Raw genomic sequence first — 15,169 nt, 5'->3', positions numbered from 1 at the left:
GCGCTGCTGGTATTGGCGGCCTTGACGGCCGTGTGCGGTCTTTGCGTTTTCCCGCTGCTGTCGGCACAGCGGCCAGTTGGTCACATCGGATACTTTTCGACGTTGCGTGCGCTGCCATCCCTGCTGCGGCAATCGAGGGAACTGCGGCTGCGCATCTGCGCCGGGATGCTATGGTTTTTTGCTTTCAATCTGATCTGGGTGGGCCTGGTCGTGCGTCTGGCCGCGCCCCCCTATCATCTGAATGCCGCGAGCATCGGGCTCTACAGTCTCGCCGGACTGACGGGCCTTGCCATGACGCGGATTGCCGGCAGGCTGGCAGACCGGTTCGGGAATTGCCGCGTGATGGTCTGCGGTCTGCTTTGTGCATCACTTGCGGCGGGCACCTTGGGCGTCGTTCTTGATCATGTGCCGGCCACGCTGATGGCGCTGGCCATTTTCGACGCGGGATGTTTTGCCGCGTAAGTGGCCAATCAGGCTGGCGTCGTTGCCATTGATCCCTTGCGCTCCGGGGGTCTGAATTCTGCGTATCTGTTCTTCTATTACGGTGCTGGCGCAGGGGGAACGGCCATCGCGGGGAGCCTCGCACTGCGCGGCGGTTGGCAGGCCACCGTTTTGTTGGCAGCGTTTGCAGTAGCTGCAGCCGCAGTGGTCAGTGCGTGTTTGCGTGCGTTCTCTCGCGCCGGGTGAACGGCTGGCTGGTGCGTATGGATCTGGGCGGCTGCTTTTCATCCGATGTCGCGGTGGCGACGAGGTATGCGGGTGTCTTGAGTCAGGACCGCCTTTGTTGGCAATGACTGCTGAAAATTGACAATAAAGTCTGTCATTCTTCAGCGCCTAAAATCTGGGTCACAACGAAGGAAGCTGATCAAGCAAGCTGAATTCCGTGAGGCGAATCAGGGGCTTCGAGTTTAAGGTTTCCTGACGGCCAGAAGCGGTCTTCTATTCCGTGCTCTGACGGTGGTGGATAAACGATAGCGATACGAAGTAGACGATTCGTCAATTCAAATCGCCAAAGTACAAATGCCAATCTCCGCTATACTTTCGCACATTTCGACCATAGCCCAAGTGGCGTCCCCTTTCCCTCACCATGTCTGATCCGCGCTATACGCATGTCGCTGTAATCATTCCGTGCTACGACGAAGAAGCCACGATTGAAGCTGTCATTAAAGATTTCTCACGTGCTTTGCCTGGAGCGCGGATTTACGTTTTTGACAATAACTCCCGTGACAGAACCATCGAAGTTGCCCGAGCGTCAGGCGCGATCGTTCGTGAGGTACCCTATCAGGGCAAGGGCAGCGTTATCCGCCGGATGTTTGCCGATGTCGAGGCTGATATCTATGTCATGGTGGACGGCGACGATACCTACGATGCCGCGCAAGCGCCAGAGCTGGTTAAATTGCTGGCCGATAATTGCCTGGACATGGTCGTGGGGATGCGCCAGACGCAAGAACATGCCGCGTATCGTGCGGGCCACCGTTTTGGTAATGTTCTGTTGACCCAATGCGTGGGCGTCATTTTCGGCCAGACTTTCAAGGATATGCTATCCGGTTATCGGGTCTTTTCCCGCCGCTATGTGAAGTCCTTTCCGGCGCATTCGATGGGTTTCGAGATCGAGACCGAACTTACCGTGCATGCGCTGGAGCTACGTATGCCAGTCCTGGAAGTTCCCACCAACTACAAGGCGCGGCCAGAGGGCTCGGTCAGCAAGCTCAATACCTACCGGGACGGCATTCGCATCCTGTACATGATCTTGTCGCTGTTCAAGACAGAGAAGCCCCTGCCGGCTTTTTCCATCGCCTTCTTTGTCTGCATCGCCTTGTCCATCGGCTTGGCGACTCCGATCTTCGAGACTTATTTCACCACTGGCCTGGTCCCGCGTCTTCCCACCGCCCTGTTATGCGCGGCACTGGTCTTGTTCGGTGCCATCATGCTTGTGTGTGGCATCGTGCTCGATACCGTCACCCACGGCCGGACCGAGGCCAAGCGTTTTGCTTACCTGTCGATTCCAGGGCCCCGGGAAGAAGGGACCGACGCAAGGTGCTGAGCCGCCAGTTCATGCGTTTTGCGATGGCGGGGGCACTCGGATTCGTCGTTGACGCGGGTGTACTCTATCTGGCCACTTCGCTCGGCGCAGGGCTCTACCTGGGGCGAGCGATGTCATTTTTCTCTGCCGTATTCGTGACTTGGCAGATCAACCGCAAAATCACTTTCAACTATGGCGATCAGGTGCCGCGCTCGCTGTGGCAGGAATGGTGGCGCTATTGCTGGGCCATGATGCTCGGCGGTGCGATCAATTTTTCCGCCTATGCCGCAACGATGCACTTCGCTCCAGTGCGTAGCTGGACACCATTACTTGGTGTCGCGGTTGGCACTGGAATGGCGATGCTGTGGAATTTCTTCTTTTCCAAATTCTGGGTTTTCAGATCTGAACAAAAATGATGATGCGTCCGTCCGAAGGTAAGCGCCGTACTCGCTCCAGCTTGCGGGATTTTGCAAAGCGGATTGCCAGCATTGATCTCAATACTCCTCAAGCGTGCATCCGTGGGGCATGGCTGATGCCTCTTCTGTTCGGTGTCTGGTCCATGACGCGCGGCACTGACGCAAGCTGGGATCTGTACAACTATCACCTTTACAACGTACATGCTCTGCTCAACGGCAAACTGAGTATCGACTTTGCTCCTGGCGGGTTTCAGAACTTCTTTAATCCAGTTCTCGATATTCCGTATTACTTTGGCGTGCTGCATCTGCCTGGCTGGCTGCTGTCATTCCTCATGGGGGCCCTGCATGGTTTGAATTTTGTGCTGGTTTTGGGTATTTGCCGCAAGGTTTTGCCGGATCTGCCAGATAAAGATATCCATCGTGTTCCGCTGCTTTTGGCCGTGGCGGGCTGCTTGACGGTCAATTTCCTGTCGGAGTTGGGCAACTCGATGGGGGACAATATGACGGCGTTGTTTTGCCTCGCCTCGTTGTCGCTCATCGTTCATCAGCAGGATCGCATCTCTACGGCCAGCAGGTCATCGTATGCAATCCTGATGGCGGCGGGTGCCCTGGTAGGTGCCGGCATGGGGCTGAAACTCACCAATGGCATCTATGCGGTCGCTTTCTGTGCTGGCCTGCTGAGTCTGCCGGGGAGCGCGTTCAGACGACTGGCAGTTGCTTTCGTGTTCGGCATCGGCGTGTTATGCGGCTTGGCACTGACGTCCGGATACTGGTTCTACGTGATGTGGCACACGTTCGGTAATCCCCTGTTTCCTCAATTCGGCAGCCTCTTCCCCAATTCCTTGGCTACCTCCATGAGTGTCGCGGACGTCAAGTGGATACCCCAAGGCTTTTGGCGTCAAATTCTGTGGCCCTTCATCATTTCATGGGATTCCCGCAATACAGGCCAGGTGGCAGTGCGCCAGATCATCTGGGCCCTTGTCTATGGACTGTTCATACTGTTGGCCTTCAAGTGGCTCTGGCGTGGCCGGTCGTTGCCCTCGCTCAACTGGCCCGCCAGATATCTGCTGTGGGTTGTAGTGCTGGGATTCGCTTTATGGACCAAGCTGTTCGGGATCTACCGCTATCTGGTGCCGATAGAACTTATCGCACCTCTGGTGGTGTTCTTGCTGCTGCGACAGCTGCTGCCTTATCTCCGCGCGCGTACCGCTGCCATTTGGTTGCTCGGATGCGCGGTGATGGTTGTGCTTCTGGGGGGCATCAAGACCTGGGGCTATGAGCCATGGGGGGAACAGGGAGTACATATCGAGGTCCCCCCCATTGCCGATCCGGCGCGTACTACGGTGGTGATCACCGAAGGAGACCCGCCATGGTCATGGTTGGCACTCGGCTTTCCCAAGGAGGTCTCATTCACGCAGATTGTAGGAAATTTCCCGAGAGGCCCAGCCTTTCCCAAGCTTGTTTCGGAGATGACGCGTTATCCGGAGCGACAGACGTTTGCCGTTTTCCAAGGGATCACTGATGAATTGAAGGAACGGTCTGATCGCGTCAATCATATCGCGGCACAAATCGGACTGGTCAACAGCGAATCTGGATGTGCTCTCCTGAAATGGGTCGCTCAAAACACTCGTTTGCGCGCTAGCGTTATAGCGGCAACACCGAGCGAGGCGGGACTTCTTTGTCGAGTGGTACTAACGGGGGAAGAGATCAATATCGATGCTGCCAATAAGCTGGAGCAGGAGAAAGCCCAGCTGGCTCTGCAGCCTTACGGACTGACGCTGCAGGCAGAGTCGTGCGTGACTTACTCGGCGGGTCTGGGAGGCGGAAAGCGTCTATATCAGTACTGTCCGGTATTGCCGCTCAATGTCGCTTCCCGGCCCTCTGGACAATGAGGCAGTGCTGGTGCTTGGGCATTAATTGTCCAAGCATTGTCTTGGAGATCGAAAACCCCTCCGCGATAAGCCGTACCGACTTGATCCAGGGAACGCCACAAAGCGGCGCGCATTTCTGCGAGCCGCTTTTGTTCTTGTGCTGAACGGTGAAGCGCGTGTCTAAGCGCTCAAAACTGCAAAGGAAAAAAGAGCCTGAAACAGGTGTGCCTGGCCTCAGGAGGACGGAATAGGGGGCCGTGACTGGATGACCGCCTCCAATCAGCAACGGAGAGGAGGGCAAATGGAGAAGCGGCAGTATGAGGAGGCCCTCCCCAAGCTGCAAGCATCGAACATCGACATCGTCTCGCTGGAATGCCACAACGCGCGCGAGCCGATGCATCTGATTGAACTCATCTGCGGCAAGCTCAGTGCGTTGAGGGCGTGGCGGAGATGGTGCGCAGGGAGCTGGGGGCCTGAAATTTGCGCGAGCAGATCAATGTACTGGTGATGCTGCCAATTCTTCGGTCACGCGTTTATTCAAGGCACCGCCAGCCTGGTAGTTTTCGGTAATCAACTTGACGTGAGTTTTGAGTTCGGGAACATACCAGAACGCGTCGTACATTCTGCCGCTGGCCGACTGTTGCGTGCTGGCGTTTCGGCTGGCGGAAATGGCCACTGAACCAGCCTGGCTGCTGGTGACGGTGGAAGTGGCGACGGCGGCAGTCGGATTGAATTCCTTGCTCCATTCGCCTTCCATTTCCACTTTGATTGCATGGTAGGTGCCGGCCGGTACTTTGATATCGACCCAGCCCAAGACCGTGTAATTTTTGGTGATGTGCTGCACCTTCGTGCGTGCATCAGGGTTGGCGGTATCGTATTCCACTTTCCAGGTCTTGCCCGGTTTGAGCGGGAAATCATAGGGACGATTGGTAACGGTATTCTTGCCATTGATGTTTTGCACCACGGCCCAGTCGGCATTGCGCAACAATTCCTTGGGTGGCAGATTGGAGTCTTCCGCCTTGGCGGAAATGACCATGGTCTTGCTGCCGGAGCGGACAATGGCGACGTCCCATTTCTTGGTGGTAGAGCCGAGTATGCCTGCCGTGTTTTGTTCTTCGGTGGCTTGATAGACCCAGGCATCACCCTCCTGCAACGATGGCGCATCGGCAGTTTGGGCGTAACTGGCACTGGCGCACAGCAGAGATGCGCTGGCAGCAAAATAGCCGATGATGGGATGGGTTTTTATCATCGAGTATCCTCGTGAGGTCGTTGTTGTTGTGCAATTGGCGTCGCGCAGATGTATGCGGTCAATGCATTGCTAGTGCTGTGATGGCAAAACAGCTGCAGCGATCATACGGCCTCTGGCTTTCAAATCACTGACTGATCATTCTCATTCTGATCAGTGCATTGACCACTCCTTGAGAGGGGGCAGATGGGGGGCCTGGCTGCAATCGATTTTCCATATGAAAAGGCCACCGAATGGTGGCCTTTTCAAAAGCGTCGACGCTTTGGTGATTGTAGTTTTATTTCAGTCACGAGGAGTCCGATCGATTCGAATGGGCTCACCAGATTTCATTGTTGCTTGTCACTGTCTTACCAGCTGGTCTCCCTCTCCGCCGTAGAAGAAATCTTGTGAATGGCCAGATCGGCCCCTTCAAATTCCTGCTCCGGATCCAGCCGTATCCCCACTGCCTTCTTCAACAAGCCATAGACGATCCATCCGCCCGCTGCCGCAATGGCGATTCCCATGACGCTGCCGATGAGTTGCGACATGAACGACACGCCACCGCGTCCGCCCAGTGCCTGCAAGCCGAAGATGCCCGCCGCCAGTCCGCCCCACAGACCGCACAGGCCATGCAGCGGCCACACGCCCAGCACATCGTCGATCTTCCACTTGTTCTGGGTGCGGGTGAACATCCACACGAAAATCGCCCCCGCAATGCCGCCGGTGACCAGTGCACCCAGCGGATGCATCAGGTCCGAGCCCGCGCACACCGCCACCAGGCCGGCCAGCGGGCCGTTGTAGGCGAAGCCGGGATCGTTGCGGCCCATCAGCAGCGCCACCAGCGTGCCGCCGGCCATGGCCATGAGCGAATTCATGGCGACCAGGCCATTCATCTTGTCCAAGGTCTGCGCGCTCATCACGTTGAAGCCGAACCATCCCACCGTCAGAATCCACGCACCCAAGGCCAGGAAAGGAATGTTGGAGGGCGGATGCGCCGCCACCGCGCCTTCCTTGCTGTAGCGGCCACGGCGTGCGCCCAGCAGCAGGACCGCAGGCAGCGCGATCCAGCCACCCACCGCGTGGACCACGATGGAACCGGCGAAGTCATGGAACTCGGCACCGAAGGTGGCCGCCAGCCAGGCTTGCACGCCCAGGTGCTGGTTCCACGCGATACCTTCGAAGAAGGGATAGACCAGTCCCACCAGCACCGCCGTGGCGATCAGCTGCGGATTGAATTTGGAACGCTCGGCAATGCCGCCCGAGATGATCGCCGGGATGGCCGCCGCGAAGGTCAGCAGGAAGAAGAATTTCACCAGCTCGAAACCGCTGCGCTCGGCCAGCGTTTCGGCACCGGCAAAGAAGCTCACGCCGTAAGCCACGTAATAGCCGATGAAGAAATAGACGATGGTCGACACCGCAAAGTCGGCCAGGATCTTCACCAGGGCATTGACCTGGTTCTTCTTGCGCACCGTCCCCAGTTCCAGGAAGGCAAAGCCGGCATGCATGGCCAGGATCATGATCGCCCCCAGCAAAATGAAGAGGGCGTCTGCGCCGTTTTTGTGATCGTCCACCAGAAAATCTCCCAAAAAGTGTGCAAGAAAATGCTTGAAAGCCACGACTAAAGCAATTTCCGTTCCATTTTGGTGATTATTTTGCAGTCGACTGATTTTAAAGAACTTTTCAGGTGCATCAGCCTATATTCATTCTTTGGGTTGCACGAAGAGTGTGCAAGACGAGGCGCGTCTTCAAAGGCCGGCTGCATTTTGGTGCGCAGACCTGCCGGGCTTCGGAATGCTCCCTGAGAGCCGAGTCAGTGCGATGACACGAACAGCGCCGACGGTTCCGGATCGGGCAGCGCATACGCATCCTTCATCCGCGCCACCTCTTGCGTCGGCGGCAGGTCGAACAGGCGTTTGAATTCGCGGCTGAACTGGGATGCACTCTCGTAGCCGACGCGTGCGCTGGCCTCGGCCACCGTCAGGCCATTGCGCAGCATCAGCAGACGCGCCTGATGCAGGCGCGTCGATTTCAGGTATTGCATCGGCGAGGTAGCGGTGACCGCCTTGAAATGCGCATGGAAGGAAGGCGGACTCATTCCGGCCTCGTGCGCGAGCTGCTCCACATCCAGTTTGTCCGCGTAGGCGGCATGGATCTTCCTGATGGCTCTGGCCACTTTTCCAACCTGCCCGTCAGTGCGCAGTGCGGCGCGCATGGAGGCACCTTGCCGGCCCGTGAGTACACGCAGGTAGATCTCCTTCACCAGTGAACGGCCCAGGATCCTGGCTTCCATCGGCACCCGCATCGCTTCCAGAAAACGCAACACGGAGGCGCACATGCTGGCATCCATCCGGGTCGCGAACATGGTCTGCGGATGGGCGGAGAGGTCAGCATCGTCCATCTGCACCAGCACTTCAGCCAGCAGTTGAAAATCCAGCCGGAAATAGATCGCCAGCAAAGGCGTCTTCTCTGTGGCGTCGGTTTCCATCGTGAACGGGACGGGTACCGAAACAGCCAGGTAGTGACGGGCATCATAGAGATAGGTTTGCCCGCCGAGGAATCCACGCTTGCGTCCCTGCACGACCACCACGATGCCCGGCTCATAGAGGACCGGCGTTTCACTCAATGCACGGTTGGACCTGAGGAAGCGCACATCCGGCAGCAGCGACAGGTTGTAGCCCTCGTCAGGGGCGAGCTCGGTGAGCAGCTGCACCATGCGCTGGTGCACATTCGATTTTTTCTGCGCGGATTTCTTCGTGCTTCCCGACATGAGCAATCTCATAGGTTTAGGCAAACACCACATGCTAACCGACATGGTGGATTTGTGGAGTCCTGCCTATGATGGCAGCCATCGTCCTCTGCGTCGGGAAGCTGCTTCGGCCTCCGGGAGAGGCCACCATCAAGGAGCTACAAGGATTCTCATGAAAAATTCCAAGACATTGCATTTCCTGATTACGGGCGTGAGCTCGGGCTTTGGCCGGGCGCTGGCGGATGCGGCCATGCAGGCTGGCCATTCAGTAACAGGCACAGTGCGCAGCCAAGCCGCCAAAGAGCAATTCGAGCAGCTTGATCCCGCAAGGGCGACGGCCATCGTTCTCGATGTGACCGATTTCCCCGCCATTGCTGCGGCGGCCGAGCACCTGGCTCCGGTGGATGTGCTGATCAACAACGCCGGCTATGGACATGAAGGCGCGCTCGAAGAATCCTCGCTTGAAGAGATGCGGCACCAGTTCGATGTCAACGTGTTTGGTGCCGTGGCCATGATGAAGGCCGTGCTGCCAACCATGCGTGCAAGACGCAGCGGCCACATCATCAACATCACCTCCATGGGCGGATTCATCACCATGCCGGGTATCGCCTATTACTGCGGCAGCAAGTTCGCCCTGGAAGGCATTTCCGAGACCCTGGCCAAGGAAGTGGCGGCGTTCGGCATCAAGGTCACCGCCGTGGCGCCCGGTTCCTTCCGTACCGACTGGGCAGGGCGCTCCATGGTGCGCTCGCCCCGAAGCATTGCGGATTACGACGCCGTGATCGATCCGATCCGTGCGGCACGCCAGGCCAAGAGCGGACACCAGCTCGGCGACCCGGCCAAGGCGGCGCAGGTGATCCTCGACATTGCCGGCGATGCCAACGCGCCGGTCCATCTCCTGCTGGGCAGTGATGCCGTCAAGCTGGTGCGCGAAAAGCTGGCGCGAATGGGCGAGGAAATCGACGCATGGGAAACGATCTCGGCATCAACGGATTTCCGGTGAACGATCTTGCGTGAGAGTCCGATGTCGTTGAGATAGTGTGATGCAGGGATCGAACCCGACACTATCCATCGGGAAGAGGCGAGATCATGCGGCCCGAGGGCCGCATTTTTTACGAGAAGAGCGCTGCATGTTTCTGCGGTCAGGACTGGTCAGCAGGGTTTCATCGGACGGTCATATTCGGTTGCTAGATTGCAAGCCCCCGTGTCTTCGTCACTCTTTCCCTCACCCTCACAGGAGTCGCCATGCCAGACCGCAACCCGCCAGCCGACCACAGCCGCCGCCGCTTCCTGCGCGACAGCGCAGTCACGACGATTGCCGCCACCACCACCTTGGCCGCACCGGCCGCATTTTCCGCCGCCCCCGCCATCGTCACTTCCGAGCGCCTGCGCCCGCAATTCCCCGGCGGCATCATGAGCGGCGATGTCACCCGCGACAGCGCCATGATCTGGGCACGCGCCGACCGCAATGCGCGCATGCTGGTCGAGTATTCCACCCGCGAGGATTTCAGCAACCCGGTGCGCATCGCCGGTCCCACCGCACTGGCGCGTGAGGACTACACTGCCCGCGTCGACCTGCGCGGCCTGCCTGGCGGCCAGCGTGTCTACTACCGCGTGCGCTTCCAGGACCTGGTGCATGAGTCCGCCCTGAGCGAACCGCTGACCGGCAGCCTCATGCTGCCCGCCACCACGCCTGCCCAGGCGCGCGACATCACCTTCGCCTTCTCGGGCGACGAAGCCGGCCAGGGCTGGGGCATCAACGAACAGTGGGGCGGTTATCGCGTATATGAAAGCATGCGCCGCTTCCGTCCGGATTTCTTCATCCACTCGGGCGACCAGATCTATGCCGATGGCCCCATCCAGGCCGAAGTGAAGCTGGAGGACGGAACGCTGTGGCGCAACGTGGTGACCGAAGCCAAATCCAAGGTCGCGCAGACGCTGGACGACTATCGCGGCAACTTCGCCTACAACATGCTGGACGCCAACAAGCGCCGCTTCGCCGCCGAGGTGCCCTTCCTGGTGCAGTGGGATGACCACGAGGTGCGTAACAACTGGTATCCCGGCCAGGTGATCGGTGCCGCCGAAAAGCGCTACGACGAACGCAACATCGACGTGCTCGCCGCCCGCGCGCGCCAGGCCATGTTCGAACACAATCCCTTCCGCATCGACAGCGCCGATCCCTTCCGCATCTACCGTGCCTTCAACCACGGTCCGCTGCTGGACGTGTTCATGCTGGACGAACGCAGCTATCGTGGCCGCAATTCGCCCAATCGCCAGAAGGGCGGCCATGATGCCGACTTCCTCGGCCCCGAGCAGATGCGCTGGATCAAGCAGGCGCTGCTGCGTTCGCGCTCGACCTGGAAGCTCATCGCCAGCGACATGCCGCTCTCCATCGTGGTGCCGGACCTGAACCCTGATGTGCCCCAAGGAACCTTCGAGGCCTGGGCCAATGCCGACAACGGCAAGCCCTCCGGGCGCGAACTGGAAGTAGCCGAACTGCTGCGCTTCATCAAGCAGCACGACATCAAGAACGTGGTGTGGGTGACCGCCGATGTGCACTACGCATCAGCCACGCACTACGCGCCCGAGCGTGCGCAGTTCACCGACTTCAAGCCCTTCTGGGAATTCGTCGGCGGCCCCATCAATGCGGGGACCTTCGGGCCGGGCGAGATCGATCGCACCTTTGGTCCGGATGTGCGTTTCGTCAGCATCCCGGCGGACATGAAGCAGAACCGTTCGCCGGCCGAGCTGCTGCAGTTCTTCGGCATCGGCAAGATCGACGCCAAGAGCAAGACCCTCACCGTCACGCTGCACAACACCGACGGCAAGGAAATCTACAAGGTGGAATTGCCGCCCGAGGCCTGATCGCCTGCGGAGCGAATCGGACCGGACTCAGCCCGGTCCGGCAAGCTTGCGCGAGATGTTCGCGCAGGCTTGCAGCAGCGGTGTCACATACGCCTGCTGCGCATCGGGCAGGCGGCGATACAGCGGAATGCTCACGCTCACGCAGGCCACCGGTACGCCATCGGCACCGACGATGGCGGCACCGTAACAAAAAATCTGCGCTTCGTTTTCTTCACGATCTTCGGCGTAGCCGCGCGCGCGTGTCTCTTCGACATCGGCGCGCAGCGCCTCCAGCGTGGTGTGTGTGTTGGATGTGAAGGCTTCCAGATGCAGCGTGCGCATCAGGCGTTCGCGCTGCGCTTGCGCCAGCCCGGCCAGATAGGCTTTCCCCACTGAACTCGAATACAAGGTCACGCGCGTGCCGATGCGCGAATCCATGCGCACGGCTTGGGGACTTTCCAGTTTCTCGATGTAGACCATGCTGTGATCGCTGGGCACGGCCAGGTGTACGGTCTCGCGCGTGATGTCGCGCAGCTGGCGCAGCGACTCGATGGCCGTGGTGCGGATGTCGCTGCGGTCCCAGGCACGGCTGGCCAGATGGATGAGGCGCGGGCCGACTTCATACTGCTTGCTGCGCGGGTTTTCCACCACCATGCCCTCGGCCATCAGCGCGCCCAGGATGCGATACACCGTCGGACGCGGATAGCCCGACAGCGCCGCCAGTTGCGCAATGGAGAGCGGCGCTTCCTGATCGGCGATCAGCTGCAGTACAGCCATGAACTTGGAGAAGGCGGCAGTGCCCGCGATCTTGTTGTCGTCAGCTTGTTTGTCGTGGTCGGGCATGAGCGCGGGATCGTGGGGCAGGAGTGGATCAAGGACAGGGGCAGGATTGCGTACAAGATTCAGTACGGAAATCCGTACAGAATTTCGTACAGAATTCCGTACTGATTTCGGGCCAGATTATAGCCGAGCCCATATGCAAAAAATCCCGCGCCGTCTGGAGCCGGCGCGGGCAAATGGCATTGCACGTGAAAAGATTGCGTTGGCCTCAGGCCACCAGATAGCCGCCATCGACCGGCACGATGGCGCCGGTCATGAAGGAGGCCGCCGGCGAACACAGGAAGGCCACGACATTGCCGATGTCTTCCGGCTTGCCCCAGCGGCCCAGCGGCGTACGCGCGAGGATGGGGCCGGCACGCACCGGGTCATCCTGCAGGGCCTGGGTCAGCGGCGTGGCGATCCAGCCGGGGGCTACCGCATTGACGCGGATGCCGTCAGCCGCATAGGCGATGGCCAGCGACTTGGTCAGCTGCGCCACGCCGCCCTTGCTGGCGCTGTAACCCGGCACCAGTCCGCCACCGAAGAAGCTGAGCATGGACGCGGTATTGACGATGCAGCCTCCGGATTGCTTGAGCAGGTCGCGGCTGGCAGCGCAGACGCGCATGGTGCCGGTGAGGTTCACGGCGATGACCTGCTCGAAGACATCCGTTTCCAGTTCCTCGCCACGCTTGATGATGCCGGCGCAGTTGACCACGATATCGAGTTGCGTGAGGCCCGCCAGCACCGCGCGCACGCTGTCCTCGCTGGCCACGTTCATCTCCGCCAGGGTGATGCCGCTGCCCTCGAATTGCGCATGCGCAAAGGGTGGCAGTCCGGCGGCAATGACGTGCGCGCCCAGGGCGGCGAGCTGACGTGCAACGGCCGCGCCTATGCCTTGCGTACCGCCGGTGACGAGGGCGGTCTTGCCCCGGAGCAGGTCGGGAATGAAGCTCATGAAAGTTCCTTCTGGTGAGTGGCAGGAGACTGGCTGGATGCCGCTACCAGCGGGCGGCGGCATCGGGTCAGGCTACTGGGGCATGAAGCATTGCGTCATGCGGCGTGCGCCTCGATCGGCTTGTCCACCACGAACATGTAGACCAGCGCAGCGGCAAAGGCCACGGCGGCACTGATCAGCAGGGCATTGACGAAGGAGTGCGTCTGGTCCACCACCACGCCCGTGATGACCGGTGCCAGCGAGCCACCGAGATAGCCGCCGAAGTTCTGCATGCTGCCCAGCGAGGCCACCAGGCGGCGCGGAATGGCCACCGACACCAGCGCCCAGGCACCGCCGGAGGCCATGTTCACGAAGGCCATGGCCAGCGAGATGTAGACGATGGCCATGGTGGTGCTGGGCGTGTAGGCGGCCGGAATGGTGAAGGCACCGGCACCGATCAGCCCCGCGCAGATCGGCCACTTGCGGCTGCGGATGGCGGGCATGCCGCGCTTCATCAGGCCATCGGCGATATAGCCCGAGGAGAGCATGCCGAGCGTGCCGAAGATGTAGGGGATCACCACCACCCAGCCGGTGCGGGCGATGGAGAGATGGCGTTCATGTTCGAGGTAGGCGGGCAGCCAGGTGAGGTACAGCCACACCATGTAGATCACGCCCATGAAGCCGAACAGCATGCCCCAGGTGGTGCGGTAGGTGAACAGACTCTTCCATTCGGCCCAGCTCAGCTTGGCGTTGGCGTTGGGATCCTGGTCGTGGTCATCGGCGAGATAGAGCACTTCGGAAGGGGTGAGCTGGACTTCGTTGCGATTCCGGTAAAACAGGTACCAGCCCACCGAGACGGCGATGCCGAGCAGGCCCATGATGATGAACATCATGCGCCAGCCGAAGGACAGCATCAGGATCGTGAGGATGGGCGGGGCCAGTGCCGGGCCAATGGTGGAGGAGGCCACGAAGATGCCGGTCGGTCCGCCGCGCTCGCGCATGGCGAACCATTCGGACACCACCTTGGCTCCCGCCGGGAACTGCGGCGCTTCACCCAGGCCGAGGAACACGCGCGCCACCAGGAATTGCTGCAGCGTATGGACGAAGCCGCCCGCCAGTTGCGCCAGCGACCAGACGAACATGCCCGCGCCCAGCATCACGCGCGCGCCGAACTTGTCGAGCATGGCGCCGATGGGCAGTTGCGAGAAGGCATAGGCCAGCGAGAAGGCCGACAGCAACAGGCCCATCTGCGAGGCCGAGAGGTTGAGCTCCTGGCTCACCGAATGATTGGCAATGGACAGCGTGCTGCGGTCCAGGTAGTTGACGATGCCGGCCAGCATCAGGAAGCTCAGTGCCACGAGCTGTATGCGTTTGAGCCGGGGGCTCTTTTCCTTTTGGACTTCCATGGTGTGCGTCTCCAGTGTGAATGATGTGCTGCCATTGGCGTGCTTCGTAACGGCTGCGTCTGTCGCGCAGCTCGCTGTCGAGGACAGGTTCGAAGCGTCATGCAAGGATGCAGTCTTGAGGACGGTGTGGAGTCCGTCCCTGCGTGTTGCTCGTCCGGCGCTGCCCGGGCGGCGGCTGCCTGCCCCGGCATGCGATCCTTGCTTGCCCGGATGATTCTGGTGGCCGAGCGGCAAGCCGCTCAGTAAGTTGCGCGTCCGCCCGAAAGATCGAACACGGCGCCGGTGTTGAAGCTGCAGGAACCGGAGCACAGCCATGCGCACATGTCGGCGACTTCATCGACGCTGCCCAGGCGATGCATGGGGCTCTTGGCGATCATGGTCTGCACATGGGCCGGCGACATCTGCTCCAGCAGTGCGGTCTTCACGGCGGCCGGTGCAATGGCGTTGACCAGCACGCCGGTCTCGGCCAGCTCCTTGCCCAAGGACTTGGTCAGCGCCAGTACGCCCGCCTTGGCGGCGCTGTAGGCCGAGGCATTGGGCGTGCCTTCCTTGCCGGCCAGCGAGGCGATGTTGACGATGCGTCCGCGCCCGGCGGCGCGCATGGCCGGCGTCACGCTGCGGCAGGCATGGAAGACACCCAGCAGGTTGACCTGCACGATGCGATGCCACTCACCCACGTCATACTCGTCCAGCGGCACGGTCGGACCGGCGTAACCGGCGTTGTTGATGAGGAAATCGATGCGCCCGGTGTCGCCCAGCAATCGCTGTGCGGCCTGCATGACCGCAGCGGCGTCGGTGATGTCGAGGCTTTCTTGCCGATAGGGCGAGGCCGCGTCATGCTGCTGGTCCCACACGACCACCTGCGCGCCGCCCGCGGCCAGGCGT

General features: G+C 60.3%; 12 protein-coding genes and 2 pseudogenes. 7 read left to right on the top strand and 7 right to left on the bottom strand.

Going from position 1 to position 15,169, the window contains the following annotated elements:
- From B3873_RS04215 to B3873_RS04195, 5 genes and pseudogenes are all read left to right on the top strand, one after another.
- Nucleotides 1-462: pseudogene (locus B3873_RS04215) on the top strand (MFS transporter); the annotation flags it as partial.
- Between the two features lie 625 nt (nt 463-1,087).
- Entirely contained in the window at nt 1,088-2,044 is a 957-nt protein-coding gene (locus tag B3873_RS04210) for a glycosyltransferase family 2 protein (RefSeq protein ID WP_286864206.1), read from the top strand.
- An 11-nt stretch (nt 2,045-2,055) separates the two neighbouring features.
- Nucleotides 2,056-2,439: a GtrA family protein gene (locus B3873_RS04205; protein ID WP_209569300.1), complete on the top strand. Its 384-nt coding sequence runs from the start codon at nt 2,056-2,058 to the stop codon at nt 2,437-2,439.
- Nucleotides 2,436-4,331, top strand: coding sequence for a hypothetical protein (locus tag B3873_RS04200; RefSeq protein WP_286864203.1), 1,896 nt, complete (start codon nt 2,436-2,438; stop codon nt 4,329-4,331). Before B3873_RS04205 ends, B3873_RS04200 begins: the two co-directional genes overlap by 4 nt.
- Nucleotides 4,332-4,614: 283 nt before the next feature.
- Nucleotides 4,615-4,734: pseudogene (locus B3873_RS04195) on the top strand (methionine synthase); the annotation flags it as partial.
- A 69-nt stretch (nt 4,735-4,803) separates the two neighbouring features.
- Here B3873_RS04195 and B3873_RS04190 read toward each other — a convergent pair.
- The 3 genes from B3873_RS04190 to B3873_RS04180 form a co-directional block, all read right to left on the bottom strand.
- Nucleotides 4,804-5,559 (bottom strand): hypothetical protein, encoded by a 756-nt coding sequence (locus B3873_RS04190; protein ID WP_286864201.1) that lies wholly within the window; start codon nt 5,557-5,559, stop codon nt 4,804-4,806.
- A 344-nt stretch (nt 5,560-5,903) separates the two neighbouring features.
- Nucleotides 5,904-7,106, bottom strand: a complete 1,203-nt coding sequence (locus tag B3873_RS04185; protein WP_145607035.1) for an ammonium transporter — start codon at nt 7,104-7,106, stop codon at nt 5,904-5,906.
- A gap of 239 nt (nt 7,107-7,345) precedes the next feature.
- Nucleotides 7,346-8,248 (bottom strand): AraC family transcriptional regulator, encoded by a 903-nt coding sequence (locus tag B3873_RS04180; RefSeq protein WP_286864197.1) that lies wholly within the window; start codon nt 8,246-8,248, stop codon nt 7,346-7,348.
- A gap of 205 nt (nt 8,249-8,453) precedes the next feature.
- Here B3873_RS04180 and B3873_RS04175 point away from each other — a divergent pair, with 205 nt between their 5' ends.
- Together B3873_RS04175 and B3873_RS04170 are read left to right on the top strand one after the other, a co-directional pair.
- Entirely contained in the window at nt 8,454-9,284 is an 831-nt protein-coding gene (locus B3873_RS04175) for an oxidoreductase (protein ID WP_286864214.1), read from the top strand.
- Between the two features lie 242 nt (nt 9,285-9,526).
- Nucleotides 9,527-11,146, top strand: a complete 1,620-nt coding sequence (locus B3873_RS04170) for an alkaline phosphatase D family protein (protein WP_276837744.1) — start codon at nt 9,527-9,529, stop codon at nt 11,144-11,146.
- Nucleotides 11,147-11,173: 27 nt separating this feature from the next.
- On the opposite strand, the gene B3873_RS04165 is transcribed toward B3873_RS04170, so the two are convergent.
- From B3873_RS04165 to B3873_RS04150, 4 genes are all read right to left on the bottom strand, one after another.
- Nucleotides 11,174-11,968, bottom strand: a complete 795-nt coding sequence (locus B3873_RS04165; protein WP_286864193.1) for an IclR family transcriptional regulator — start codon at nt 11,966-11,968, stop codon at nt 11,174-11,176.
- Nucleotides 11,969-12,173: 205 nt separating this feature from the next.
- Entirely contained in the window at nt 12,174-12,899 is a 726-nt protein-coding gene (locus B3873_RS04160; protein WP_286864191.1) for an SDR family NAD(P)-dependent oxidoreductase, read from the bottom strand.
- A 95-nt stretch (nt 12,900-12,994) separates the two neighbouring features.
- The gene (locus B3873_RS04155; protein WP_121042928.1) at nt 12,995-14,284 is read right to left on the bottom strand and encodes an MFS transporter; all 1,290 of its coding nucleotides are present in this window, start codon (nt 14,282-14,284) and stop codon (nt 12,995-12,997) included.
- Between the two features lie 239 nt (nt 14,285-14,523).
- Nucleotides 14,524-15,169: SDR family NAD(P)-dependent oxidoreductase (locus tag B3873_RS04150; RefSeq protein WP_286864187.1), on the bottom strand; the 646-nt coding region annotated here is incomplete at its 5' end.

This window comes from Herbaspirillum sp. UBA812, from assembly GCF_002296545.1.
GTDB classification, from domain to species: Bacteria; Pseudomonadota; Gammaproteobacteria; order Burkholderiales; family Burkholderiaceae_D; genus Herbaspirillum; species Herbaspirillum huttiense.
The sequence above is the reverse complement of the archived record's forward strand: the minus strand, read 5'-3'. Positions and strand labels throughout refer to the sequence as shown.

Coding starts and splice junctions, on each gene's coding strand:
- B3873_RS04210 (WP_286864206.1), top strand. CDS start 1,088: ATGTCTGATCCGCGCTATACGCATGTCGCTGTAATCATTCCGTGCTAC.
- B3873_RS04205 (WP_209569300.1), top strand. CDS start 2,056: ATGCGTTTTGCGATGGCGGGGGCACTCGGATTCGTCGTTGACGCGGGT.
- B3873_RS04200 (WP_286864203.1), top strand. CDS start 2,436: ATGATGATGCGTCCGTCCGAAGGTAAGCGCCGTACTCGCTCCAGCTTG.
- B3873_RS04190 (WP_286864201.1), bottom strand. CDS start 5,559: ATGATAAAAACCCATCCCATCATCGGCTATTTTGCTGCCAGCGCATCT.
- B3873_RS04180 (WP_286864197.1), bottom strand. CDS start 8,248: ATGGTGCAGCTGCTCACCGAGCTCGCCCCTGACGAGGGCTACAACCTG.
- B3873_RS04175 (WP_286864214.1), top strand. CDS start 8,454: ATGAAAAATTCCAAGACATTGCATTTCCTGATTACGGGCGTGAGCTCG.
- B3873_RS04170 (WP_276837744.1), top strand. CDS start 9,527: ATGCCAGACCGCAACCCGCCAGCCGACCACAGCCGCCGCCGCTTCCTG.
- B3873_RS04165 (WP_286864193.1), bottom strand. CDS start 11,968: ATGCCCGACCACGACAAACAAGCTGACGACAACAAGATCGCGGGCACT.
- B3873_RS04160 (WP_286864191.1), bottom strand. CDS start 12,899: ATGAGCTTCATTCCCGACCTGCTCCGGGGCAAGACCGCCCTCGTCACC.
- B3873_RS04155 (WP_121042928.1), bottom strand. CDS start 14,284: ATGGAAGTCCAAAAGGAAAAGAGCCCCCGGCTCAAACGCATACAGCTC.